Here is a 22,416-nt window from a genome sequence, read left to right on the forward strand (position 1 = left end):
AGGTCAAAACTCAGAATCGGAAAAATACATCATGATGTCTCAGGGAGGAGCAAAGTGATTACCAAACTTACCCGCCGGGCTGCTGTATCAGCCCTGGTTGCAACCGGTGTTTTGTTTAGCGCAACAAGCGGCGCGCTGGCAGAAGACAAAGTGCAACTTCGCCTCGCAACATCAGGATCGGAGACCGACCAGCGTTCGGTCGCCATGGCCGAGGTTTTCGCGCCCATGGTCGCTGATTTCGCAAGATACGAGCCCAGCTATAATGGAACCATATTCGCCCAAGGCACCGAGTTGGACGCCATCAGCCGGGGTAACCTGGAAATGTCGATCACCTCGGCGCAGGAGCTGGCACAGTTCTTCCCCGAGTTTTCGATATTTACCGCAGGCTATGTTCACCAGGACGCCGCGCATCAGGTGGCTGTCTTCAACGATCCCTTGATGGATGCCTTTAAACAGAAGGCCGAAGAAGAACTGGGCGTCAAACTGCTGTCGGTCATGTATCTGGGGCGTCGTCAGGTGAACCTGCGCCAACCCAAGGACGAACTGACCGTCAGCACTCCGGCTGATCTGGAAGGTGTGAACCTGCGGATGCCAGGCACAGATGCATGGCAGTTCCTTGGCAAAGCACTGGGTGCTGCCCCGACACCAATGGCGTTCTCAGAGGTATATACGGCTTTGTCGACCGGTGCTGTTGACGGTCAAGACAATCCACTGCCGACCGTTGTGGACGCAAAGTTCTACGAAGTGACCAATCAGATCGTTTTGACGTCTCATCTGGTTGACCTGAACTACATCGCTATCGGCAAAGAAGTTTGGGACGGGCTGACAACGGAACAGCAAGCCAAGGTTCAGGAAGCTGCCGACGCAGCGGCTGAAGCTGGTCGCCAGAAGCAGCTTCAGAAAGAAGAGGACCTTGTCAGCTTCCTGAAAGAGCAGGGCATGGAGGTCTATGAGCCCGACCTCGCGGCGTTCCGGGATCAGGTACAGTCGATGTATCTGGAAAGCGAGTTCGCCGGATCATGGCCGGACGGTGTTCTGGAGCAGATCAACGCTCTGGGCAACTAAGCTCATCTGAAGAAGGGAGGGAGAACCACAATGAAAGGCTTCATAAAGGGGTTCTCCCGACTGACCGAAGCGATTGCTGGCGGGATGCTGGCGGCAATCTTCCTGATCTTCCTTCTGCAAATTCTTCTGCGGTACTTCTTTACGCCCGCCGGTTGGACTCTTGAACTTATCGGCATTCTTTGGGTCTGGGTGATCTTCTTCAGCTGCGCCTTCATCGTGCGCGAGAGGGATCACGTAAAGTTCGACATTATCTATCTGTCTGTGCCCCGGCGCGTCCGTCAGGTCTTTGCGATGCTCGCGGCTGCGGCAATCGTGGTCGGGATGCTCTACAGTTTCCTACCGACGTGGGACTACATCGACTGGATGAAAATCCGCAAGACCGCGACGGTTCGCAATCCCTTCTCGGGCGAGAAGATACCGCTGCGCACTGTGTTTTCGATCTATGCCGTGTTCATGCTGGTCGTTGCCGCGCGGTATGCTTGGCTGTTCTTTGACATCATGCGCAACGGCCCACCAAAAACCGAACTTGAAATGGTCGTGGGATACAACGTGGTCGACGAACATCCCCGCGTTGACGTGGAAGAAGACGAGGGCGCAAGAAAATGAGTTTCGAACTTCTTTCTTGCCTGCTCACACTCTTTGTTCTGGCAGGCATCGGGACCCCTATCGGCTATTCCATCCTTTTGGCGTCACTGATGTATCTGGGCGTCGCTGGTCTGGACGTTGCGCTGGCGGGTGAAAAAATCCTGCAAGGATTCTACAAAAGCACGATCCTGCTTGCCGTGCCATTGTTCATCGTCGCTGCAAATATCATGAACGCGGGGTCGATCACGGACCGTCTTCTAAACTTTTGCGTCGCTGCGGTCGGGCGGTTCAAGGGTGGCCTCGGTCACGTCAACGTGGTCGCGTCGCTGATATTTTCCGGCATGTCCGGCTCTGCAGTCGCGGACGCGGCAGGCATCGGCAAGATTATCATTGAGATGATGACCAAAGATGGCCGTTACAGCCGGGGCTATGCAGCCGCAATCACTGCGGCGTCGGCGACGATTGGTCCGATCATTCCGCCCTCGATCCCGATGGTTCTTTATGCGCTGGTCTCAAAGGCGTCTATCGGGTCGTTGTTCCTTGCTGGTATTCTGCCGGGCCTGATCATGGGCGTCGTTCTGATGGCGATGAACTACTATCTGGCTGGAAAGCGAAACTTTGCCCTGGAAGAACCCATTCCTCTGCGCGAGTTGCCCGCAAAAACCGCCAACGCGTTTCCGGCGCTGTTGATGCCTGCGATCCTGCTCTATGGCATCTACGGGGGTGTCACTACACCGACCGAGGCCGCCGCGGTGGCCGCATTCTATGCCCTGCTGCTGGCAGCGTTCTTCTATCGCGCCCTGTCGTTCCGTGGTCTCTATCAGGTCTTCGTTGACAGTTCCCGTTCGTCGGCAGCCGTTGGGGTAGTCATCGGTGGCGCGTTCATTCTGAACTTCATCGTCATTCAGGAGCAGATTCCACAGTCGATCTCGGCCTTGCTGGAAGGTTCTGATGTCAGCCCGATTGTGTTCCTGATCCTGGTTAACCTGCTGATCCTCGCGCTGGGATGCGTGTTAGACGCAACAACGATCATCCTGGTGATTGTGCCCTTGTTCATTCCGACCTGCGAAGCGCTCGGGATTGATCTGGTGCATTTCGGGGTGTTGGTTGTCGTGAACTCGATGATCGGTCTGATCACGCCTCCCTATGGCATTCTACTCTTTGTGATCAACGCCGTGACGGACATTCCGCTGCGTGAAATCATCTCGGAAATCTGGGCCTTCCTCGCGGTTCTCATCTTCGCCTTGGTGATCATGATGCTGATGCCGGATCTGGTCCTGTGGTTGCCGCGTATGTTTGGATATCAGGGATAATGTACCTCTCGGTTTCGACAACGTCGATCCCCGGTGATTTGGCCGAAAAGCTGAGTGCTATCGCTGACGCGGGATTCGGGTGTGTCGAATTACACGAACCGGATTTGACCGCTTTTGATGGACCGCCATCGCAAGTCCGCGAAATTGCATCGGACCTCGGCCTGAAGATTTGCCTGCTACAACCCTTCCACAACCTTGAAGGCCAGGCCGACGCCGGACGGGAGCGCGCCTTTGATCGACTGAAGCGCAAACTCGACCTGATGAGTGAGTTGGGAACGGAACTACTGCTCATCGGGTCTGCCTTCGAGGTCGATGCCGCTGCGACCGAAGAACAGGTAATCGCAGATCTTGGCGAGGCGGCCCAGATCGCGAAAGAGATGGGGTTGCGTCTGGCCTATATGGGCTTGCCATGGTCGGATCTTATTCATTCGGATGAGCAGGCGTTAGGCGTCGTTGAAGCAATCGACAGCCCTCATTTGGGGTTGGCCTTGAACTCATTCTTCTCGCTTGCCGACGGGTCCAAACCCGCCCGCCTTCGGGACATTCCCGGAGAGCGGCTGTTCCATGTGCAACTGTCCGATGCGCCCCGGCTTGAGATGGATATACGTCGGCTCAAGCGGCACTTTGGGCTTCTGCCGGGGCTTGGGTCGCTGAACCTTGCGGGCTTCGTACAGGTGTTGTCCCGCGCTGGGTACAAGGGGCCTTGGTCCATTGCACGCGTCAACGAAGCAGCTCCTCAACCCGGTGGCCGAACACTGGCCCGAGACAGCTACAGGTCGCTGGTGAACCTTCTGGATGAAGTATCGCGAACCGAGCCGGGAACCGATTTCGGCATCCCGGGCCTACCGGAACGCGTCTATGCATCAGGCTTTGAGTTCGTCGAATTTACAGCCGACGAAACAAGCGGCGCGCAGCTGGCAGATATGTTGTCAGCAATGTGTTTTCGAATGGAGCGAAAGCATGTGAGCAAGTCCGTCGAGTTGTGGCGGCAGGGCGCGATAAACATCGTTGTGAATACCGAAAAGGAAGGCTTTGCCCATTCGGCGTTCCTGGGTCACGGCCCCTCCGTTTGTGACATGGGGTTGCGTGTCAAAGATGCGGATCAGACGGTTCAGCGGGCAACCGCGTTGGGCGCGCCGAATTTCTCACAACCGGTGGGAACAGGGGAATTGGATATCCCGGCCATTCGGGGCGTCGGTGGTAACGTCGTCCATTTCATAGATGAGAGATCCGATCTGCATCGGGTGTGGGATATCGAGTTCGAGCCAGTCGCTAAGACCAAAGCGACCCAGCCTGCCGGTCTGCGTCGCATCGACCATCTGGCACAGACGATGCGTCACGATGAGATGCAAAGCTGGCTGCTCTACTACATTTCGACTTTTGAGATGGCAAAGTCTCCTATTGTAAACGTCGCCGACCCGTCGGGCGTCGTGCAAAGCCAAGCCATTGAAAGCCCTGAGGGCGAAGTGCGCCTGAACTTGAACGGGGCCGTTGGGCGCCGAACACTGGCCGCGTCATTCCTTGAAGATGGCTTTGGGGCTGGTGTTCAGCACATTGCCTTTCAGTCGGATGATATTTTTGAAACCTCAGCCCAGTTGCTCAAGTCCAGTTTTCCCAGCCTGTCCATCTCTGAAAACTACTACGCTGATCTGCAAGCGACTTTCGGATTGGATGACGATCTGATCGCACAACTGCACCGGGGTAACATCCTCTATGATCGGGCAGCGGGTGCTGAGTATTTTCAGATCTACAGCCGCCCCATCTTCAACGGCTTCTTCTTCGAAATTGTTGAACGCCGCATGGGCTATGCCGGCTACGGTGCGCGCAATGCACCCATTCGCCTCGCCGCGCAAAGCAAAACCCAGACGCTCAAAGAGGTGCAGACTCAATGACTGTGCTGGATGAAAACATTACGATGGATGAGCGCGCCGTTCGCCAATGGTGGCGTACCTCCATCATCGACATGAAGCCCGGTCAGATCGCTTTTCGTGGCAACGCCATAGAGGACCTGATCGGGAACGTTTCATTCCCGCAGATGATCTGGCTGATGGTGCGGGGTGATCTGCCCAGCGACGCGCAAGCGCGCCTGTTCGAGGCCGCTTTGGTCGCAGGCGTGGATCACGGCCCACAGGCTCCCTCAATCGCGGCTGCTCGTATGGCGGCCACCTGCGGGGTGGGTCTCAATAACGCGATGGCGACTGCGGTGAACATGCTGGGCGATGTGCATGGCGGGGCAGGAGAGCAGTGCGCAGAGTTGTACTATGACATCGCGGCCCGCATGGATGCGGGAGCTTCGCTGAATGACGCTGTTCGGGATGGCTTGGACAGCTGGAGCGAGACCTATGGCAAGATCGTCTCGGGCTTTGGTCACAGGTTCCACAAACCCGTCGATCCACGTGCGCCTCGATTGATGCAACTTGTTCGTGATGCGGCGGCGGAAGGCACAGTTTCTGGCCGGTTTGCCGATATCGGAGAAAAGGTTCAGGCCGAACTCGGCCGTCAACGCGGCGGTCGACCTATTGCCATGAATATCGATGGCGCGACAGCTGTGATCTTCTGCGAACTTGGCTTTCCTGCGCCCTTGTCGCGAGGGTTGTTTTGCCTGTCCCGCTCGGTCGGAATACTCGCCCACGCCTGGGAGCAGATGGGGCAGGGCGGTCGGAACAAAGGACCGATGCCCCCGAATTACTTACCCCTCTACGAAGACAGGAATGATGACACGTGAGACATCGAAATCCTTCCGGGTCGGCCTTATTGGCTGTGGTCGTATCTGCGATATCTATCTAAAAACACTATCCAAATTTTCGAGCATCGAGGTTGCGGCTTGTGCAAGCCTCGATCCATCAGAAAGCCGCGCCAAGGCGGATCAATACGGCATCGCCAAGGTCTGCACGCCGGATGAGGTGTTCGACGATCCGACAATCGACTGTGTTCTGAACCTGACTATTCCGGCGGCCCATGCCGAAATCAGCATGCGCGCTCTGGAGGCTGGCAAGCACGTCTATTCAGAAAAGCCACTAGTCATGAACCGAACGGATGGAAAGGCGATCCTGCACTCCGCTTCTGAAAAAGGGGTGCTGGTCGGCTGCGCGCCAGACACATTTCTTGGTGGTCGCTGGCAGACCGTTCGGCGCTTGATCGATGAAGGCGCGATAGGGAAACCGACAGGGGTTTTTGCCCATGTCGGGACCCACGGGACGGAGCGCCACCATCCCAACCCGGATTTCTACTATCAGGCCGGTGGGGGGCCATTGCTGGACCTTGGGCCTTATTACCTAACCGCCATGATCTGTTGCCTTGGTCCCGTTGATCGTGTCGCAGGAATGGCACGGCGGACTTTTGACAAGCGGATGATCGAAAACGGCCCTCGCAACGGCGAATGGATGGATGTCGAGGTCGACACGCACTCCCTAAGCCTGCTGCAGTTCTCATCCGGAGCTATAGGTTCGATGACCATGAGCTTCGACGTCTGGGACAGCGAAACTCCGCGGTTCGAGATCTACGGCGAAAACGGCACCATCAGCATTCCTGATCCTGACCCGGTTCATGGTGCCAATATCTTTCAAGGGGATGTCTGGCTGAAAACGCGGGAGACCTCGCGCTGGTCTCATCAGCCTCGTCCAACCGGTCGCGAAGACTGGCAGGTGGTCGAAAACAAACACGGGTTCAATGAAGACAGCCGCGGGCTCGGCCTTTTGGATCTGGCCCTGGCGGCACAAGAAGGACGCCAACCCCGTGCAAGTGGAACGCTCGCCTACCATGTTTTCGAGGTCATGGACGCGATCGAACGGGCACCGGAATTTGGCGCCTATCAGACGATAGAAAGCCGTTGCGCGGCTCCCGAGCTTTTGCCGGTCGATTTCCTTAGCGATGAAAGGAAGGAAATGGTTCATGCCGATTGAGACACTCGACTTTGCTCAGCCATTCTTTCGCGTCCAGCACATCAGTGATGAAGACAGAATATCCGTCGATGGTCGCGCCATCGTCCTTAACCTTGGGCGGCTGGAACTCTCGGTCGAGGATCAGGCCGTTGCACCGCTTTCGTCTGTTATCGTGCAAAATAGCTCTCTCAAAGGTTTGGAACGTGCAGTCATTGTCCACGGTTTCGACACCCATGCCGATGACAACGATTTGTTTGAACGGGTCAAAGATACGTGGCCATCGGCTTTTGATGTCCGCCAAGAGGAGCGTCTGCGCGGTGTCAGCCACTACATGTCGCCGAAGGTCTTCGTGGGTAACGTTGGACTGACCATGTACCACTCGGGCTCGGTGCCGCTGAATGTCGGATTGCACAAGGATCATCCGTTCTGCCCGGTACCGGGGTTTCGAGAAGTGCATACGCAAATCGTAGGCTTTGGCAAAATGCAGCAATGCCGCGAACGGGACGTTGAAACCCTTTACCTCGAAGAATTCATGGCCCCCGGCACGACGCACAAGCCGGTGTATGACGCTGAAGGCAACTATCCCTGGCATCAATACGAGACGATTACCCCCAGCATCTTCATGGCGGTGGAAATGCTGCCAGAAGGCGTACGGGTCCCGGACATGGAGGTTCAGAATGGCTGAGAGACTTTTACCCGAAGACCTGAACTTCGACGGCCCTTTCCCCCGGTTGTCTCGCCGTTTGCGGCTGGGCGTTGTTGGCGGAGGACGGATCTCTGTCACGCAAGCGATGGCAGCGAGGATGAGCGACCGTTGGGAGGTCACCGCAGGCGCGCTCAGTTCTGACGCTGCGCGCAGCAAGGCGCGTGGGGCTGAGTGGTTCCTGCCGCCAGACAGGTGCTATGCGTCATTCGACGAGATGGCACAGGCCGAGGCGTCCCGCCCGGATGGCGTAGATGTCGTCATGATCACGACCCCGAACCACGTTCATTTCGAAGCGGCCAAAGCCTTTCTGGAGGCGGGCATTGACGTGCTGTGCGACAAGCCCCTGACCAACGAAGTCGCCGAGGCCGAGGGGCTTGAGGAGATTACCGCGCGCACGGGGCACATCTTTGCTGTCGGCTATGCGATGTCGTGTTTTCCGGTGATCCGGCAGGCGAGGCAGATAGTGGCCGACGGCGGCATCGGTAAAATCAACCAAATCCACGTCGAGTTCATGCAAGACTGGATGACGCCCGAAGATGTGGCCGATGCGCCTCATGTAAAGTGGCGGCTGGACCCAAAGATTTCTGGTCCGACCAGCTGTGTCGGTGATATCGGCACCCATGCCGCGCATCTCGCCAGTTTTGTCTCGGGTCTGCCAATGACCCACCTGCGCGCCGAGTTTCATGTTTGCGGCGCGCCAAAGCCTTTGGAAGACACGGTATTCATGTTCACCCGCTATCAAAACGAGGTTCCGGGCACTCTGATGGCAACGCGCCTTGCCCCCGGAAACCGGGGCGGGTTGCGGTTGCGGGTCTTCGGCAGCGAAGGGGGCTTGGAGTGGGATCTGGAGAATTCGGAGCAGCTGAAGTTCAATCGGTTTGGTGAGCCGGATCGTATCATCAGCCGAGGTCACGGGCACGGCATCGGCCGCGGTGCGGAACGTCTGATCCGTACCGCGCGTGGCTTCCCCGAAGGGATTATCGAAGCCTGGGCCAACCTCTATACGGAATTTGCCATGGCCGTGGCCGCGCGTTGGGATGGCGTTACCGTTCCGGCCGATTGGCTTGCTTACCCCAGTGTCGAACAAGGCGCAGACGGTGTCCGATTCATTGATGCCTCTGTGCGCTCTCACCAGTCCGGAGGGGACTGGGTCACTCTCTAAGGCTTTGCCAACACAAATGTAAAACACGCCTGGGCTATTGCTCGGGCGTTTCTATTTTCTGTTCAGCATTAAAAGTTGATATTTTAAAAAATATCAGATATTTTTTACTACGTGTGATGAAAGTAAGATTCGCAGACACCCGGAGCTGTCATTCATGGCGAAACCCGAAGAGGCTGGCACACGCCCCTCTCTCTATTCCTTGGCGCATCTGACGCTGATTGGCTGTACGCCGCCCGAGCTGGTCTATATCGCCGCGCGGGCCGGTTACGATGCCGTCAGCCCCCGATTCATTCCGATGCATGTGCCCGGTGAATTCACTCAATCTCCAATCGACAAGGCACAGGTGCATGCCACCAAAACTGCTCTCTCTACCACCGGTTTGAAAGTCCTCGATGTCGAACTTGCGCGCATCACGGAAGATGTCGATCCGCGCAGTTTTGAGCCTTCATTGGAGATCGGCGGAGAACTCGGCGCCAAACGCATGATCATGAGCGCGTGGACCAACACCCGCGATGATCGCGACTATCTGATCGACGTCTATTCTGAAACCTGTGAACTGGCAGCGCCCTACGGTTTAACGGTGGACCTGGAGTTCCCGAGCTTCTCTCGCTTGCGCACTCTGGATGAGGCATTGGATATTGTCCGTGCCTCCGATCAGCCGAATGGCGGAATTCTGGTCGATACGCTTTACCTGCACCTCAGCCGCGTTGACTTAGGAGAGCTGCTACACGTCCCCTCGGGCCTGTTTCACTTCCTGCATATCTCTGATTGCCTGCCCGGCATCGCCGATACGCGCGAGGGCATGATCCAGCTGGCGCGCGATGCAAGGTTGTACCCCGGCGAAGGCTGGATCGATTTCACCGGCATTATCGAACGGATGCCGCCCGTCGACTATTCCATCGAACTGCCCAACCAAAGCCGCGTTGCGGAGTTGGGATATGAAGAACACGCGCGTCGCTGTCTCAGCCACGCCAAACGAACATTCGGCAAGGCGCGATCTCAGCGTCGTGTGCCCGATGCAGCAATTCCAAAACACCAAGAGGATCATCATGGGCAAAGAGCTCACTGAAAACGACCGCAACATGGCGGCCGATATGCTGGCACGCGCCCGCGCTGCCATGGCCGAAATCGAGGATTGGGATCAGGACAGCCTGGACCGCCTGTCTCAGGCCATTGCATGGTATGCGGGGAACGAGAAAACCTTCACCCGTCTGGCTCAGCAAGGCGTGGACGAAAGCGGTATCGGAGACCGCGAAGGGCGTCCTGCGAAGCGATTTAAGATTCACATGGTGCTGCGTGATGTTCTGCGCACGCCCTCGACGGGGATCGTCGAAATCGACGAAGAAAAGGGGCTCGTGAAATACGCCAAACCTGCTGGTGTGATCGCATCCTTGATTCCCATGACCAACCCTGCGATGACGCCACCGGTGACCGGCGTGTCCGCCGCGAACGCCCGGAATGCGGTCATCTTCAGCCCGCACCCGCGAACCGCCCATACCACCTATGAAATGGTCGAAGTCATGCGCGCAGCCTGCCATGCCGCCGGTGCTCCCGAGGATTTGTTCCAATCCATTCGCAAACCGTCGATCCCATTGACGCAACATCTGATGGAGATCTGCGACCTGACTTTGGCGACGGGAGGCAAGCCCATGGTCAAAGCAGCGTACAGCTCAGGGCGTCCAGCCTATGGTGTCGGCGCGGGCAATTCGTCCATCGTCATCGATGAAACCGCCGATCTGGACATCGCCGCACAGAACACTTGCATTTCAAAGACCTCCGACTTTGGCTCGGGCTGCTCGGCCGACGGCAACATCATCATCCAGCGCTCAGTTTACGACGATATGGTCAAGGCGCTTGAAGCCGAAGGCGGGTACCTGTGCTCGGATGAAGAGAAGGCTATGCTCGAAGCTGCTATGTGGGATGAAAAGGGCAACCGCACCTTCCCAACCATCGCTTGTCCGCCTCAACAAACGGCCAAGGTCGCCGGATTCTCGATCCCAGAAGATCGCAAATTCCTGATGGTTGAAAATCAGGGGCAAATCGGACCGCAGCATAAGTTCTCCAAGGAAAAACTGACCACGCTGATGGCGCTTTATCACTTCGACACGTTCGATGACGCGCTGGAAACGGTCAACCAGATTTACAACACTGGGGGCAAGGGCCATTCCTGCGGCATCTACAGCCACAATGACGATCATATCGACCGGCTGGCGCGTCTGGCTCCGGTTAGCCGCATGATGGTGCGACAGCCTCAGTCCAAGGCCAATGCAGGCGCCTGGACCAATGGCATGCCTATGACCAGCAGCCTGGGTTGCGGCATCTGGGGCGGCAACATCACCAACGAAAACGTCACCATGAAACACATGATGAACTACACTTGGGTCAGCCGTCCGATCCCCGAGGATCGCCCCTCGGAGCCGGACCTGTTCGGTGAATTCTACGGACAGGAGGTCGCGTGATGGACGGAGCGAAACTAGACGGCAAGACGGTCGCCGAGCATATCGTTGATTTCCTGGAGCGTCGTGAGGTCAAACATGTGTTCGGCCTGTGTGGGCACACGAACATCGCGGTTCTGGCTGCGCTGGCCGAAAGTCCAATTGATTTCGTCACAGTACGACACGAACAAATCGCCAGCCACGCGGCGGACGCATATGCCCGCGTGACGGGCAAGGCCTCGGTGGTCTTGTCTCACCTCTCCCCAGGTTTGACAAACTGCGCCACCGGGGTCGCCAACGCGGCGCTGGACTGTATCCCCATGGTTGTGATCGCAGGTGACATTCCCACGCATTACTACGGCAAGCATCCGCATCAGGAGGTGAACCTCCATGCAGACGCCGCCCAGTGGGAGATCTATCGACCCTTCGTAAAACGCGCCTGGCGGGTAGACCGTGCAGACTTGATGGCCGAAATTCTGGAAAAGGCGTTCCATCTGGCTGAAAGCGGCCAGCCCGGGCCGGTACTGGTCAATGTCCCCATGGACATCTTTTCAGAGGTGATCCCCTCGGACAGCTTCGACCGTATCCGTGACAACACGCGCGCGCTCAAGAAACCGTCGATTGACGACGAGACAGCGCGAGAGATTGTCGAAGCGTTGGCTAAAGCCGAAAACCCAGTCGCTTATGTCGGAGGTGGTATTCTTCTGGCACAGGCCAGCGAGGAGCTGCGAGAATTTGTTGAACAAATGGGCCTGCCAGTCGCGCATTCACTGATGGGCAAGGGCGCGTTGCGGGACGACCATCCGCTTGTGCTGGGAATGACTGGCTTTTGGGGCACAGAACTGGTCAACCAATCCTGCCTAAACGCGGACTATGTCTTTGCCGTAGGCACAAGGTTCAAAGAGGCCGATTGCTCCAGCTGGTATCCCGGTTACACGTTCAACATTCCCGGCTCGAAGGTCATTCACATCGACATTGAGCCGCAAGAGATCGGTCGGAACTACCCCACCGAGATCGGCGTCGTTGCGGACGCCAAGGCCGCGCTTTGTGTACTCAATCGGGTGGCCCGCGAGATGTATCCGGACGGCTTCAAGCACCCCACGCTGGAGCAGGAGATCGCTGACTTCCGGACGGACTTCAAAGCGCGTAATGTGGACATGGCGACTTCATCAGTCTTTCCGATGATGCCCGAGCGTATTCTGGCCGATACCCGCAAGGCGCTGCCTGAGGATGCCATCATCACCACGGACGTTGGGTGGAACAAGAACGGTGTCGGACAGCAATTCGATATCCTGACACCCGGCTCAATACTGACCCCAGGCGGGTTCGCGACGATGGGATTTGGCCCGCCGGGCGCGATCGGCGCGAAGCTGGCAGCACCTGAACGTGTGGTGATCAGCCTGGTTGGCGATGGCGGTTTCGGTCAGAACCCGTCAATGCTGGCAACGGCTGTCGAACTTGATCTGGGCATCATCTGGCTGGTTATGAACAACAACGCCTTCGGCACTATCGCGGGTCTTCAAAAGGCGCACTACGGTCTGACTTATGGAACAACGTTCCCTGGATCAGCGGCAGCTCCTGCAAACGGACCGGGTTACGCAGACATTGCACGAGCTTACGGTGCAGAAGGGCACAGGCTCAGTACTGCTGATGAATTGTTGCCCGCATTAGAAGCAGCGATCGCCAGCGGCAAACCAACCGTTCTTGACGTCCCAATGATCAACAACCCGACACCAACAACCGGGCATTGGAACATTCTCGACATCTATTCGCCAGACAGGGATGTTTCGCACGTTGCAACCTAAAGCAATTTAGAGCGTGCGATCCGCCTGTGCATACGGCTTTTGCCCGTATCTGTTAAACAGAAGGGCAATTGCCGCTGTGCGATGGTTTCAGCCTGATGGAAAACCCTTGAGTCGCAAATGGCAAAACCCGTGCGCCCATCAAAAATCGAATGACTCAAAATCAATGACTTAGCTGTCGATGAATGGCAATACTATGTGTCGCCCGACAAATGGCTGGAAAGATGCCAAAAAGATAAGGGCAGCGTAGCCGCAGAAATAGTATTTAGGATTCAATCTGAACTGAATCTGAAAAAATCTTGTAAAGAAAACATAGTGGTAAGGTTGGTCGCCCGCCATTGGGCGAGCGGCCAGCCTATTTGTCAGATCAAGCTTACCGGCGGCGGTCGCGGCGCGAGCTCATGGGCTGGAAGGCCACGCCCACATGCGCCTCGCAATAGGGCTTACCGGCTTCAACGGGCAGGCCGCAGAACCAGAAATCCTCGGTTGCGGGGTCGCCGACGGGCCACTTGCAGGTCTTCTCGGTCAACTCCATGAGCGTCAGCTTCTTGGCTTTCTTTTCGATCTCGTTGACCTTGGCCAGAGCCTCGGGGCTGATTTCATTGGCCGAGGGCTGTGGCGGCAGCGGTTGGCCTGCCGGGATGATCTGGCGGCGGGCGGGGACTGCGGGTTTCGCCTCGGCCGCCGGGGTTGGGGCCGGGCGGGCGGGTTCGGTTTTGGGTGCAGGTTTCGGCTTGGCTTCGGCCTTAGGGGCGGGTGCCGGTTTTTCTTTGGGTTCGGCTTTGGCCGGGGCGGCACCGGTTGCGCGGTTCGACAGGCCCAGACGGTGCACTTTGCCGATCACGGCGTTGCGGGTCACACCGCCCAGTTCCTTGGCGATCTGGCTAGCCGACTGGCCCTCGCCCCACATTTTCTTCAGAAGTTCTACGCGCTCGTCAGTCCAGGACATCGGTTGCCTTTCAAAAGCGGAAAGCGGCCCCGGATTCGGGCCGCCTTGGGAATTCGTCTCAGCGACCTATTTTAATCACTGCGGGCCGAGTTACAAGCGGTCTTCGAATCAGCTATGGGGCAGACATGCAGAATCTTATGGATCAGGACGCGCGCCGGTTTGGGGCGGTCAACTGGATGGGCCTCTACACGCTGGCCAAACGTGAAACCCTGCGGTTTCTGGCGGTCTGGACACAGACCCTGCTGGCACCGCTGGTAACGGCAGGTTTGTTCCTGCTGATCTTCACAATCGCCATTGGACCGGGGCGACCCGACGTGATGGGCGTGCCGTTTATCCTGTTTCTGGCGCCGGGGATCATGATGATGACAGTGATCCAGAATGCCTTTGCCAACACCTCATCCTCAATCATCATCGCCAAGGTTCAGGGGAATATCGTCGATACTCTGATGCCGCCGTTGTCGCCGTTGGAGATTCTGCTTGGTTACTTGGCCGGAGGCATCGCCCGAGGCGTCCTGATCGCCTTTGTCGTTTCGGCGGCGTTTTTGGTGTTCCTGTCTATTGCACCGCAAAACCCGTTGATTTCCCTGATCTTCGTGATCCTGGGCGGTGCTTTCATGGGGGCTCTGGGTCTTTTTGCCGGTATCTTCGCCAACAAGTTCGACCAGATGGCGGCGATCACAAACTTCATCGTCACGCCGCTGGCCTTCCTGTCGGGTACCTTCTATTCGGTCGAGGCGCTGCCTCCTGTTCTCAACAGCCTGAGCCATCTGAACCCGGTATTCTACCTGATTGACGGCTTGCGCTATGGGATGATCGGCGTGTCCGATAGTTCTCCGTGGTTGGGTATGTTCGTCTGCACTGGCGCAACACTTGCGGTCGGTGGGATCACATGGCAGATGCTGCGCACCGGTTACCGGCTCAAGGCCTGACGCTGCCGCGTTTCGCGCCACACCAGGATCAGCCCGCCGATCAGAATGATGGCTGAGCCGATCTGGCTGATCGCATCCGGAATCACGCCGAAAACCGCGAAATCGTAAAGGGCGGCAAAGATCAGCGTGGCATAGCTGATCGGAGCCACAAAGGACGCATCCGCGCGCGCCATACCGTTGACAAAACAGGCCTGCGCGCAGGCCATCAGCACGCCAATCCCAACCAGTGCTGCCCATTGTTGTGGCGTGGGCATCTGGAAGACAAAGCTTACTGCGACCGAGGCAATCGTCAGCCCTATCGCGTTGTTGATCAGCAGAATCTGGATCGGGATTTCCCGGTTAGAGAGTTTCTTGATGAAGATCAGCTCCATCCCGATCACCACCGCTGCCGTCAGGGCCAGCAGGGCCGCGGGCTGGAAACTGGCAGGCGTTGGTCGCAGCAGGATCAACGCTCCGGTCAGGGCGACTGCGGCGGCCAGCCAGCGCCATGGGCCAACGCCCTCTTTCAGCAACGGAATCGCCAGTACCATCGCGAAAACCGGGTTCAGAAAGGAAATCGCCGTGGCGTCAGAAATGGGGATAAACGCGACAGAGGCAAACATCAGCGTGATCCCGACCCAACCGAAACTGGTCCGCCCGATATGCAGCCCCCAATGTGGGCGGCGCAGCTTCGGGCGCAGGATACCCACCGCGCTGACGATCACCAGAAAGGCAAACAGAAACCGTCCGTGGCTGATCTGCATCGGATGCAGCGCCGGACCCAGCGTATCCGTCCCCAGCGCTTTGGCCAGCAGCGTGGTGCCGGCGATGAATGCGCTGGCAATCACGATCAGCAAGGCCGCAAGGGCAGGGTTGTGGCGTACGAGCGTCATGCCTCTAGCGGTGGGCCAGCATCAGGGAATTAGCAAGCAAGAAACATGCGTCTCAGTATGAAATTTCGGGTGCCGCGATTTTCAGGGTTTTCAGACCGTCACCGTATTGCTATACGCGCCGACATGATCAAACACGTACATATCCTGCGACTCCGACGCCGACGCATTGCCGCGTAACCGGCCCGTTTGATCAATTGCGCGCTGTAAATCCGCGCAAACCCCACCAAATCTGTTGACGAACCCTGCCTTCGTGTATCACTCACGGGGCTTAACTTATCGAAAAGGATGATCCGATGATCCCGTCCGTTCTGCCGACCTACAATCGTGCGCCCCTGACCTTCGTGAAGGGCGAGGGCGCTTGGCTGACCGAGGCGGATGGCCGACGTTTTCTGGACCTCGGCGCCGGGATCGCGGTGAATGCGCTGGGGCACGCGCATCCCGCTTTGGTCAACGCATTAACCGAGCAGGCACATGCGCTGTGGCATGTCTCGAACCTCTATCAGATCCCGCAACAGCAGGCGCTGGCCGACAAGCTTGTCGAGCATACCTTTGCGGACACGGTGTTCTTTACCAACTCGGGCACCGAGGCCTGCGAACTGGCCGTGAAAATGGTCCGCAAGTATTTCTATGACAAAGACCAGCCCGAAAAGGTTGAGATTATCACCTTCAGCGGCTCGTTTCACGGCCGGTCCTCTGCCGGTATCGCCGCTGCGGGGTCCGAGAAGATGACCAAGGGTTTCGGCCCGCTGCTGCCGGGTTTCGTGCATGTCACGTTCGGGGACCTCGACGGCGTCACCAATGCCATCACCGACAAGACCGCTGCCATTCTGATAGAACCGGTTCAGGGCGAAGGTGGTATCCGCCCTGTCCCCGACGTTGAGCTCACGGCCCTGCGTCAAATCTGCGACGAAAACGGGCTGCTACTGATCCTGGACGAGGTGCAATGCGGCGTCGGCCGGACCGGCAAGCTGTTCGCGCATGAATGGGCGGGGATTACCCCAGACATCATGATGGTCGCCAAAGGCATCGGCGGCGGCTTTCCGCTTGGCGCGGTACTGGCCACCGAAGACGCGGCCAGTGGCATGACGGCGGGCACCCATGGCTCGACCTATGGCGGCAACCCCCTGGGCTGCGCCGTCGGTTGTGCGGTGATTGATCAGGTCGCCACACCGGCCTTTCTGGAAGGTGTGAACCGCAAGGCTGGACTGCTGCGCCAAAAGCTGGAAGGCCTGGTCGCTGACCACCCTGAGGTGTTCGAAGAGGTACGGGGCACTGGCTTGATGCTGGGTATCAAGTGTAAGGCAACCAATACGGACGTAGTGAACGCGGGCTATGACAATGAGGTCATCACCGTTCCCGCCGCCGACAATGTTATCCGCCTGCTTCCGCCGCTGACCCTGACCGAGGATGACATTGCCCAGGCCATGATCCGCCTCGACAAGGCTGCTGCTCAGGTCGAAGGTGAGCTTGCGACCGCCTGATTTCCATCTGTTCCCAATTACCTTGGGTGAGGGGGGCTGACCCCACCACCCGACAGCCAAAAGCGAAACGAAATGAACCATTTTCTCGATATCCACAAAACCGACGCAGGCGACCTGCGGGCGATGATCGATCAGGCCTCTGAGATGAAGCAGGCCCGACTGGGTCAGCCCAAAGCCGCCCCGGATGATGATCTGCCGCTCAAGGACCGCATGGTTGCGCTGATCTTCGAAAAGCCCTCCACCCGGACTCGCGTGTCCTTTGACGTGGGCGTGCGCCAGATGGGTGGGCAAACCATGGTACTGTCGGGGAAGGATATGCAACTGGGCCACGGCGAAACCATCGCCGACACCGCCCGTGTGTTGTCGCGTTATGTCGACATGATCATGATCCGGACCTTTGACGAAACCATTCTGACCGAGATGGCGGAATACTCGGATGTTCCGGTGATCAACGGCCTGACGGACCGTACCCACCCCTGCCAGATCATGGCCGATGTTTTGACCTTCGAGGAACACCGCGGTCCGATCGCCGGCAAAAAGGTTGTGTGGACTGGTGACGGCAACAACGTCTGCGCCTCGTTCCTGCACGCGGCGGGCCAGTTCGGGTTTGACCTGACCTTCACCGGCCCGGCCCAGTTCGACCCCGAGGAAGAGTTCATGGGTTTCGCCCGCAAGAAGGGCTCGAAAATCGTAGTCGAGCGTGATCCGTTCAAAGCCGTTGAAGACGCAGACCTGGTGGTCGCTGACACTTGGGTGTCGATGCACGATTCACAGTCGGCCAAGGAACGCCGCCACAACCTGCTGCGCCCGTATCAGGTAAACACCGAGCTGATGTCGCACGCCAAACCGGACGCGCTGTTCATGCATTGTTTGCCCGCGCACCGAGAGGAAGAGGCTACATCCGAGGTGATGGACGGGCCGAACTCGGTGATCTTTGACGAGGCCGAAAACCGCCTGCACGCGCAAAAGGCGGTAATGCGCTGGTGTCTGGGCGTTTAACGCCTGCGCACATCCCAGACACGCAGTTTGGCGAGCGTCCGGGCGCTTGCCAACAAGACCAGCGCGCAAAGGGCGGTTTTGGTCATGATCTCCATCGCGCCTTCGATCAGCATTGCGTGCACGACGCTGCCCGTTATGGTTACAGCGGCCAGCCCTGTATGACCCAGCCTCCAGACCCGGAACCGCAGTTTCAGACGTTGTCTGTAAAGTCCCAGACAAACGGCCGCAAAGGCCGCCCACATCGCGATGACGCCCCAAGCAGAAAACGGGGTGGGCGAGACAAACAGCAAAGCGTCCACAACATCCGGCGGGCTGGTGATCAACAAGCCACCTACGTGAATGAGGATGGCTGCAACCAGAGAGATGCCAACCTTTCGGTGCCATTGGCGGCTGGCCAATGGGGAAAGACCAGGCAGGTATCGCCCGGCCAGAAGAGGTTGCACCAACAGCAACCCCATTCCGACTGCGCCGGCAAACCCCGCGATGATGTAGATCGGATCGCGCCACGCCAGAAGAGGGCTGTTTGCCGCCGCGATCAGCGGAACCGCCAGGATTAGGGCCAGAACAGTCCAGGTCAACAGGGCGCGGGTCACAAAAGGTCAGGCGGGCTGCAGGACGAAGTGTGCGGCGAGGGTCTTGTCTTTTGAACTCGCCATGATCGGCCGCAGGAACACGGTCTCGAATTCGCCGCTGTCATAGGCCAGATGGCCATGTGGTTGGCCAAAGGCAGGCACAATTTGCGGCATCTCCAGCCGAAATACTCCGTTCGCATCTGTCAGCGTTGCGCCGTGACTCTGCGGGTCGCGTTCGTGCCCTTCGGTTGTGTGCGCCCAGATCTGGATACGCTGTCCGGGCAAGGGGGCTCCATCACCTGCGCGGCGCACCGTGCCGGTCATCCAGAACCCGCCGCCACCGATCCGATCAACGATGGGCGCGCCGGGACGGTAGTTGTTGGATCCACCGCGCATTGACCGCGTGGGGGCCGGCCCCGCCGCACGCGCAGGCAGCAGCAGGCCCGTCGTGCCGGTCGCCAGAATAGTACCGCCGAAGGCGATCACGGAACGACGGGTAAAGCGTGTATTCGTCATGTCGGAACCTCCTGCTAGGTGTCGTCCAAACGGGCTAGGACGAGCCACAGCGCAAAGATAGCACGGTTTACACCTTTTCCGAGGCAGCCTTCACGTCCCCGTGATCGATGCGCGCGAATTTCTTTGACCCTGCTCAAAAAACGGTGCCATCTTTGCGATACCGATCCGAAAGGCTGCCCAATGGACAAGATGCAAAAAGTGTCACCCGATGAAATCGCCGCCTTCAAGCGCGACGGGGCGGTTGTTCTGCGTTCGAAATTTTCGGATCATTGGCTGACGTTGCTGCGCGACGGGATCGATGCGGACCTTGCCGATCCAACCGACAACTTCACCCGCCATACCAAAGACCCGCGCGCCCCGGCCTATTTCGAGGATTACTGGGCCTGGAATAAAATTCCTCAATTCACCGACTTTGTGCGTCATTCCCCCTGCGCTGCGCTGGCAGCTGAACTGTTGGGCGCATCCTCGATCAACCTTGTGATGGACAACTGGTTCCTGCGGGAGGCCGGGTCAACCTCGCGCCCGCCGTTCCATCAGGACCTGTCCTATTTCGATTTCGAAGGCACGATGTGCGTCCTCTGGCTGCCGCTGGAGCCGGTGAGCAAGGAGAACGGGATAGCATTCGTCAGGGGCTCGCACCTATGGGACAAACTGTTTATGCGGGTCCGGTTTGCTGACGGGCATCCAAGCTATGAACCGACCGAGGTCGCGGGCCTTACTTATCATCCACCACCCGATGTCAACGCCGATCCAAAAGCTTATGACCTGCTGCAATGGGATATGCAGTTGGGCGATTGCATCTTCTTTGACATGCGCACGTTGCACGGTGGATTGTCCTCGGTCACGCCAACTGAAACGGTTCGGCGCTTTACCCTGCGGATGACGGCGCCGGACGGGATCATCCGGTATCGCGGCGATTGGGCAAAAGATGAGCGCGCTCAGTTCGAGGCGGCAGGCTACCGAGAAGGCGATCGTATCGACGGGCCGTTCTTCCCCCGGCTATGGCCTTAGGCATTACATAAAGTACCGATTGCTGAGGGAAATGCACCCAAGTTGTGCAAATTTGCGAGTTTTCTGGCAATAATTTGACCTATATTACCAATTTATGAACCTTAAGCCTCTGATCGCAGGAGAGTTGGAATGAGTTGGAGCCCGACCCACAACCCCGAGTGCCTGTCGGAAAACGCAGCGCTTGAAACATTGATCATCCCGCGCGCCCGCGATCTGGGGGGATTTGAGGTGCGCCGCGCGCTGCCTTCTGTCAAACGCCAACTGGTGGGTCCATTCATCTTCTTCGACCAGATGGGGCCTGCCGAGTTCATCACCGATGGCGGCATCGACGTTCGCCCGCATCCGCATATCGGTCTGGGCACCGTCACTTACCTGTACCAGGGCGAATTCGAACATCGCGACAGTCTTGGCACCCATCAGATGATTTACCCGGGCGAGGTCAACTGGATGGTCGCCGGGCGTGGCGTCACTCATTCGGAGCGCACCAGTGCGAAAACGCGCGCCCAGAAGCACAGCTTGTTTGGCATCCAGACCTGGATCGCCTTGCCAGAGGCGCATGAGGATATGGCCCCCGATTTCGAGCATCACAAACAAGCCGCCTTGCCGCACATTCAAGACAACGGAGTCAGTGCCCGTCTTATCCTCGGCTCGGCTTATGGCGAGACCAGCCCGGTCACGATGTTATCCGAGACCTTTTATCTGGACGTACAGATTGACCCGGATGCCACGTTCCCCCTGCCGGACGATCACGAGGACCGGGGCGTCTACGTCACGCAGGGCTCGGTCGAAATTGCCGGTGACAGGTTCGAGGAAGGCCGCATGATGGTGTTCCGCCCGGGCGACCGCCTTTCGATCAAAGCCGGACCTCTGGGCGCGCGGCTCATGCTTTTGGGTGGCGCGACGCTGAACGAGGATCGTTATATCTGGTGGAATTTCGTGTCATCGTCGAAGGAAAAGATCGAGGCCGCCACACGTGAATGGAAAACCGCCGATTGGGCAAATGGCGCGTTCCACCTGCCTCCGGGGGATGATCTGGAGTTCATTCCGATCTCGGAAGAATTGGAGCGCACTCGGCCACGATTAGCGCGCTGACCAAGCGTCAGGGGGCCTTGCCTGAGGCGCTGATCCCGGCGATCCTTCGCGCCGGGGAGGGGCTTCATGAAGATCGTGATCGCAGGCGCAGGTAGTATCGGGTGCTTTTGTGGGGCCTTACTGGCCAATGCAGGCCATGACGTGATCCTGCTGGGCCGGTCGCGCATTTTGGACTCGGTCCGCGACAAGGGGCTAACGGTCACGGACTATTCTGGCCTGAACCGTCACGTACCCGCACGAACGTTGACCTTAACTGAGGACCCAAGTTGTCTGACCAACGCAGAAGCCGCGATTGTGACGGTCAAGACTGGCGCGACAGCTGAAATTGCCGCCCGGATCGCCCAATATGCACCGTTAGACACCCCGATCCTGTCTTGGCAGAACGGAATGGACAACACCCGTATTCTGCGTGCGACCCTACCGGAACACGACGTTAGGGCCGGGATGGTGCCGTTTAACGTGGTGCCGACTGACCCGTCGTGTTTTCACCGTGCGACCTCGGGCGAGATTGTCATTCAAAGCGGTCCCGGTGCGCTGGGCTATAGGCTCAGCAGCCCAAACCTGCCGGTTATCGAGAGCGACAACATTGATGCTGTGCAATGGGGCAAGCTGGTTATCAATCTCAACAATGCTTTGAATGCTCTGTCGGGTCTGACGTTGAAAGAGCAATTGTTGGATCGCAACTGGCGGCGGTTGATGGCGGATCAGATGGTCGAAGCTCTTGAGGTTCTCAAGGCAGCAGATCACCCGGTGGCTTCGACCACACCGCTGCCTGCGTGGGCAACACCGCATATCCTGCGGCTGCCGACGCCGGTGTTCTCGCGGATCGCGGCGCGGATGCTGACCATCGACCCCAGCGCGCGGACCTCGATGTCATATGATCTGATGGCGGGGCGCCCGACTGAGATTGACAGCCTGCAAGGTGAGATCATTCGCCTTGGCGCGCAGTTTGGTGTGGCGACCCCGATCTGTGCCAAAGTGCGGGCGTTGATCGAACAGGCGCCCGAAACCACGCTGTTGCCGGGGCAGATCTCGCTCTAGCCGGG

General features: G+C 58.1%; 21 protein-coding genes. 17 read left to right on the forward strand and 4 right to left on the reverse strand.

Translation table 11 applies throughout. The features are described from left to right. Positions 1–54 precede the first annotated feature (54 nt). From dctP to ACR0IM_RS15795, 11 genes are all read left to right on the forward strand, one after another. Positions 55–1,065 carry a TRAP transporter substrate-binding protein DctP gene (gene dctP, locus ACR0IM_RS15745; protein ID WP_480682491.1) on the forward strand — a complete coding sequence of 337 codons (1,011 nt, stop codon included), beginning with the start codon at positions 55–57 and terminating at the stop codon, positions 1,063–1,065. Between the two features lie 30 nt (positions 1,066–1,095). Continuing rightward, positions 1,096–1,671: a TRAP transporter small permease gene (locus tag ACR0IM_RS15750; protein ID WP_480593874.1), complete on the forward strand. Its 576-nt coding sequence runs from the start codon at positions 1,096–1,098 to the stop codon at positions 1,669–1,671. After that, positions 1,668–2,963, forward strand: a complete 1,296-nt coding sequence (locus ACR0IM_RS15755) for a TRAP transporter large permease (protein WP_480682492.1) — start codon at positions 1,668–1,670, stop codon at positions 2,961–2,963. Before ACR0IM_RS15750 ends, ACR0IM_RS15755 begins: the two co-directional genes overlap by 4 nt. Further along, on the forward strand, positions 2,963–4,855 hold the full coding sequence (locus ACR0IM_RS15760) for a bifunctional sugar phosphate isomerase/epimerase/4-hydroxyphenylpyruvate dioxygenase family protein (protein WP_480682493.1): 1,893 nt from the start codon (positions 2,963–2,965) through the stop codon (positions 4,853–4,855). The genes ACR0IM_RS15755 and ACR0IM_RS15760 overlap by 1 nt, the downstream gene beginning before the upstream one ends. Next, a complete protein-coding gene (locus tag ACR0IM_RS15765) occupies positions 4,852–5,688 on the forward strand; it encodes a citryl-CoA lyase (protein ID WP_480682494.1) in 837 nt (278 codons plus the stop codon). Before ACR0IM_RS15760 ends, ACR0IM_RS15765 begins: the two co-directional genes overlap by 4 nt. Continuing rightward, positions 5,675–6,865, forward strand: coding sequence for a Gfo/Idh/MocA family protein (locus tag ACR0IM_RS15770; RefSeq protein ID WP_480682495.1), 1,191 nt, complete (start codon positions 5,675–5,677; stop codon positions 6,863–6,865). The genes ACR0IM_RS15765 and ACR0IM_RS15770 overlap by 14 nt, the downstream gene beginning before the upstream one ends. Continuing rightward, positions 6,855–7,529: a hypothetical protein gene (locus tag ACR0IM_RS15775; protein WP_480642979.1), complete on the forward strand. Its 675-nt coding sequence runs from the start codon at positions 6,855–6,857 to the stop codon at positions 7,527–7,529. Before ACR0IM_RS15770 ends, ACR0IM_RS15775 begins: the two co-directional genes overlap by 11 nt. Beyond that, entirely contained in the window at positions 7,522–8,712 is a 1,191-nt protein-coding gene (locus tag ACR0IM_RS15780) for a Gfo/Idh/MocA family protein (RefSeq protein ID WP_480642980.1), read from the forward strand. Before ACR0IM_RS15775 ends, ACR0IM_RS15780 begins: the two co-directional genes overlap by 8 nt. Positions 8,713–8,866: 154 nt before the next feature. Next, positions 8,867–9,781, forward strand: coding sequence for a sugar phosphate isomerase/epimerase family protein (locus ACR0IM_RS15785; protein ID WP_480682496.1), 915 nt, complete (start codon positions 8,867–8,869; stop codon positions 9,779–9,781). Then, positions 9,762–11,171: an aldehyde dehydrogenase family protein gene (locus tag ACR0IM_RS15790; RefSeq protein WP_480682497.1), complete on the forward strand. Its 1,410-nt coding sequence runs from the start codon at positions 9,762–9,764 to the stop codon at positions 11,169–11,171. The genes ACR0IM_RS15785 and ACR0IM_RS15790 overlap by 20 nt, the downstream gene beginning before the upstream one ends. Then, positions 11,171–12,952, forward strand: a complete 1,782-nt coding sequence (locus ACR0IM_RS15795; protein ID WP_480682498.1) for a thiamine pyrophosphate-binding protein — start codon at positions 11,171–11,173, stop codon at positions 12,950–12,952. Before ACR0IM_RS15790 ends, ACR0IM_RS15795 begins: the two co-directional genes overlap by 1 nt. A gap of 370 nt (positions 12,953–13,322) precedes the next feature. Here ACR0IM_RS15795 and ACR0IM_RS15800 read toward each other — a convergent pair whose 3' ends face one another. Then, entirely contained in the window at positions 13,323–13,898 is a 576-nt protein-coding gene (locus ACR0IM_RS15800) for a GcrA family cell cycle regulator (RefSeq protein ID WP_480593864.1), read from the reverse strand. 125 nt (positions 13,899–14,023) lie between these two features. On the opposite strand from ACR0IM_RS15800, the gene ACR0IM_RS15805 reads away from it, so the two are divergent. Continuing rightward, positions 14,024–14,827 carry an ABC transporter permease gene (locus tag ACR0IM_RS15805; RefSeq protein ID WP_480593863.1) on the forward strand — a complete coding sequence of 268 codons (804 nt, stop codon included), beginning with the start codon at positions 14,024–14,026 and terminating at the stop codon, positions 14,825–14,827. Here ACR0IM_RS15805 and ACR0IM_RS15810 read toward each other — a convergent pair. Continuing rightward, entirely contained in the window at positions 14,809–15,699 is an 891-nt protein-coding gene (locus ACR0IM_RS15810; protein WP_480593862.1) for a DMT family transporter, read from the reverse strand. The two genes, ACR0IM_RS15805 and ACR0IM_RS15810, sit on opposite strands and share 19 nt — an antisense overlap. Before the next feature lie 293 nt (positions 15,700–15,992). On the opposite strand from ACR0IM_RS15810, the gene ACR0IM_RS15815 reads away from it, so the two are divergent. Beyond that, a complete protein-coding gene (locus ACR0IM_RS15815) occupies positions 15,993–17,180 on the forward strand; it encodes an acetylornithine transaminase (RefSeq protein ID WP_480682499.1) in 1,188 nt (395 codons plus the stop codon). Between the two features lie 72 nt (positions 17,181–17,252). Further along, positions 17,253–18,179 carry an ornithine carbamoyltransferase gene (argF, locus tag ACR0IM_RS15820; RefSeq protein WP_480593860.1) on the forward strand — a complete coding sequence of 309 codons (927 nt, stop codon included), beginning with the start codon at positions 17,253–17,255 and terminating at the stop codon, positions 18,177–18,179. Here argF and ACR0IM_RS15825 read toward each other — a convergent pair. Both ACR0IM_RS15825 and ACR0IM_RS15830 read right to left on the reverse strand, forming a co-directional pair. Beyond that, positions 18,176–18,772: a ferric reductase-like transmembrane domain-containing protein gene (locus ACR0IM_RS15825; RefSeq protein WP_480682500.1), complete on the reverse strand. Its 597-nt coding sequence runs from the start codon at positions 18,770–18,772 to the stop codon at positions 18,176–18,178. The genes argF and ACR0IM_RS15825 overlap by 4 nt on opposite strands. 6 nt (positions 18,773–18,778) lie before the next feature. Further along, a complete protein-coding gene (locus ACR0IM_RS15830; protein WP_480593858.1) occupies positions 18,779–19,267 on the reverse strand; it encodes a twin-arginine translocation pathway signal in 489 nt (162 codons plus the stop codon). A 180-nt stretch (positions 19,268–19,447) separates the two neighbouring features. On the opposite strand from ACR0IM_RS15830, the gene ACR0IM_RS15835 reads away from it, so the two are divergent. From ACR0IM_RS15835 to ACR0IM_RS15845, 3 genes are all read left to right on the forward strand, one after another. Then, positions 19,448–20,278 (forward strand): phytanoyl-CoA dioxygenase family protein, encoded by an 831-nt coding sequence (locus tag ACR0IM_RS15835; protein WP_480682501.1) that lies wholly within the window; start codon positions 19,448–19,450, stop codon positions 20,276–20,278. Between the two features lie 129 nt (positions 20,279–20,407). Beyond that, positions 20,408–21,370, forward strand: coding sequence for a pirin family protein (locus ACR0IM_RS15840; RefSeq protein ID WP_480682502.1), 963 nt, complete (start codon positions 20,408–20,410; stop codon positions 21,368–21,370). A gap of 66 nt (positions 21,371–21,436) precedes the next feature. After that, positions 21,437–22,411: a 2-dehydropantoate 2-reductase gene (locus ACR0IM_RS15845; protein WP_480682503.1), complete on the forward strand. Its 975-nt coding sequence runs from the start codon at positions 21,437–21,439 to the stop codon at positions 22,409–22,411. Positions 22,412–22,416 lie beyond the last annotated feature (5 nt).

The organism is Ruegeria sp. BF6, from assembly GCF_056538665.1.

What these genes read in the sequence shown, in the direction of transcription:
- ACR0IM_RS15770 (WP_480682495.1), top strand. Translation starts at nt 5,675, where the DNA reads ATGATGACACGTGAGACATCGAAATCCTTCCGGGTCGGCCTTATTGGC.
- ACR0IM_RS15765 (WP_480682494.1), top strand. Translation starts at nt 4,852, where the DNA reads ATGACTGTGCTGGATGAAAACATTACGATGGATGAGCGCGCCGTTCGC.
- ACR0IM_RS15795 (WP_480682498.1), top strand. Translation starts at nt 11,171, where the DNA reads ATGGACGGAGCGAAACTAGACGGCAAGACGGTCGCCGAGCATATCGTT.
- ACR0IM_RS15810 (WP_480593862.1), bottom strand. Translation starts at nt 15,699, where the DNA reads ATGACGCTCGTACGCCACAACCCTGCCCTTGCGGCCTTGCTGATCGTG.
- ACR0IM_RS15835 (WP_480682501.1), top strand. Translation starts at nt 19,448, where the DNA reads ATGGACAAGATGCAAAAAGTGTCACCCGATGAAATCGCCGCCTTCAAG.
- ACR0IM_RS15800 (WP_480593864.1), bottom strand. Translation starts at nt 13,898, where the DNA reads ATGTCCTGGACTGACGAGCGCGTAGAACTTCTGAAGAAAATGTGGGGC.
- ACR0IM_RS15805 (WP_480593863.1), top strand. Translation starts at nt 14,024, where the DNA reads ATGCAGAATCTTATGGATCAGGACGCGCGCCGGTTTGGGGCGGTCAAC.
- ACR0IM_RS15780 (WP_480642980.1), top strand. Translation starts at nt 7,522, where the DNA reads ATGGCTGAGAGACTTTTACCCGAAGACCTGAACTTCGACGGCCCTTTC.
- ACR0IM_RS15845 (WP_480682503.1), top strand. Translation starts at nt 21,437, where the DNA reads ATGAAGATCGTGATCGCAGGCGCAGGTAGTATCGGGTGCTTTTGTGGG.
- ACR0IM_RS15830 (WP_480593858.1), bottom strand. Translation starts at nt 19,267, where the DNA reads ATGACGAATACACGCTTTACCCGTCGTTCCGTGATCGCCTTCGGCGGT.
- ACR0IM_RS15840 (WP_480682502.1), top strand. Translation starts at nt 20,408, where the DNA reads ATGAGTTGGAGCCCGACCCACAACCCCGAGTGCCTGTCGGAAAACGCA.
- ACR0IM_RS15760 (WP_480682493.1), top strand. Translation starts at nt 2,963, where the DNA reads ATGTACCTCTCGGTTTCGACAACGTCGATCCCCGGTGATTTGGCCGAA.
- ACR0IM_RS15785 (WP_480682496.1), top strand. Translation starts at nt 8,867, where the DNA reads ATGGCGAAACCCGAAGAGGCTGGCACACGCCCCTCTCTCTATTCCTTG.
- ACR0IM_RS15790 (WP_480682497.1), top strand. Translation starts at nt 9,762, where the DNA reads ATGGGCAAAGAGCTCACTGAAAACGACCGCAACATGGCGGCCGATATG.
- argF (WP_480593860.1), top strand. Translation starts at nt 17,253, where the DNA reads ATGAACCATTTTCTCGATATCCACAAAACCGACGCAGGCGACCTGCGG.
- ACR0IM_RS15755 (WP_480682492.1), top strand. Translation starts at nt 1,668, where the DNA reads ATGAGTTTCGAACTTCTTTCTTGCCTGCTCACACTCTTTGTTCTGGCA.
- ACR0IM_RS15775 (WP_480642979.1), top strand. Translation starts at nt 6,855, where the DNA reads ATGCCGATTGAGACACTCGACTTTGCTCAGCCATTCTTTCGCGTCCAG.
- ACR0IM_RS15750 (WP_480593874.1), top strand. Translation starts at nt 1,096, where the DNA reads ATGAAAGGCTTCATAAAGGGGTTCTCCCGACTGACCGAAGCGATTGCT.
- ACR0IM_RS15815 (WP_480682499.1), top strand. Translation starts at nt 15,993, where the DNA reads ATGATCCCGTCCGTTCTGCCGACCTACAATCGTGCGCCCCTGACCTTC.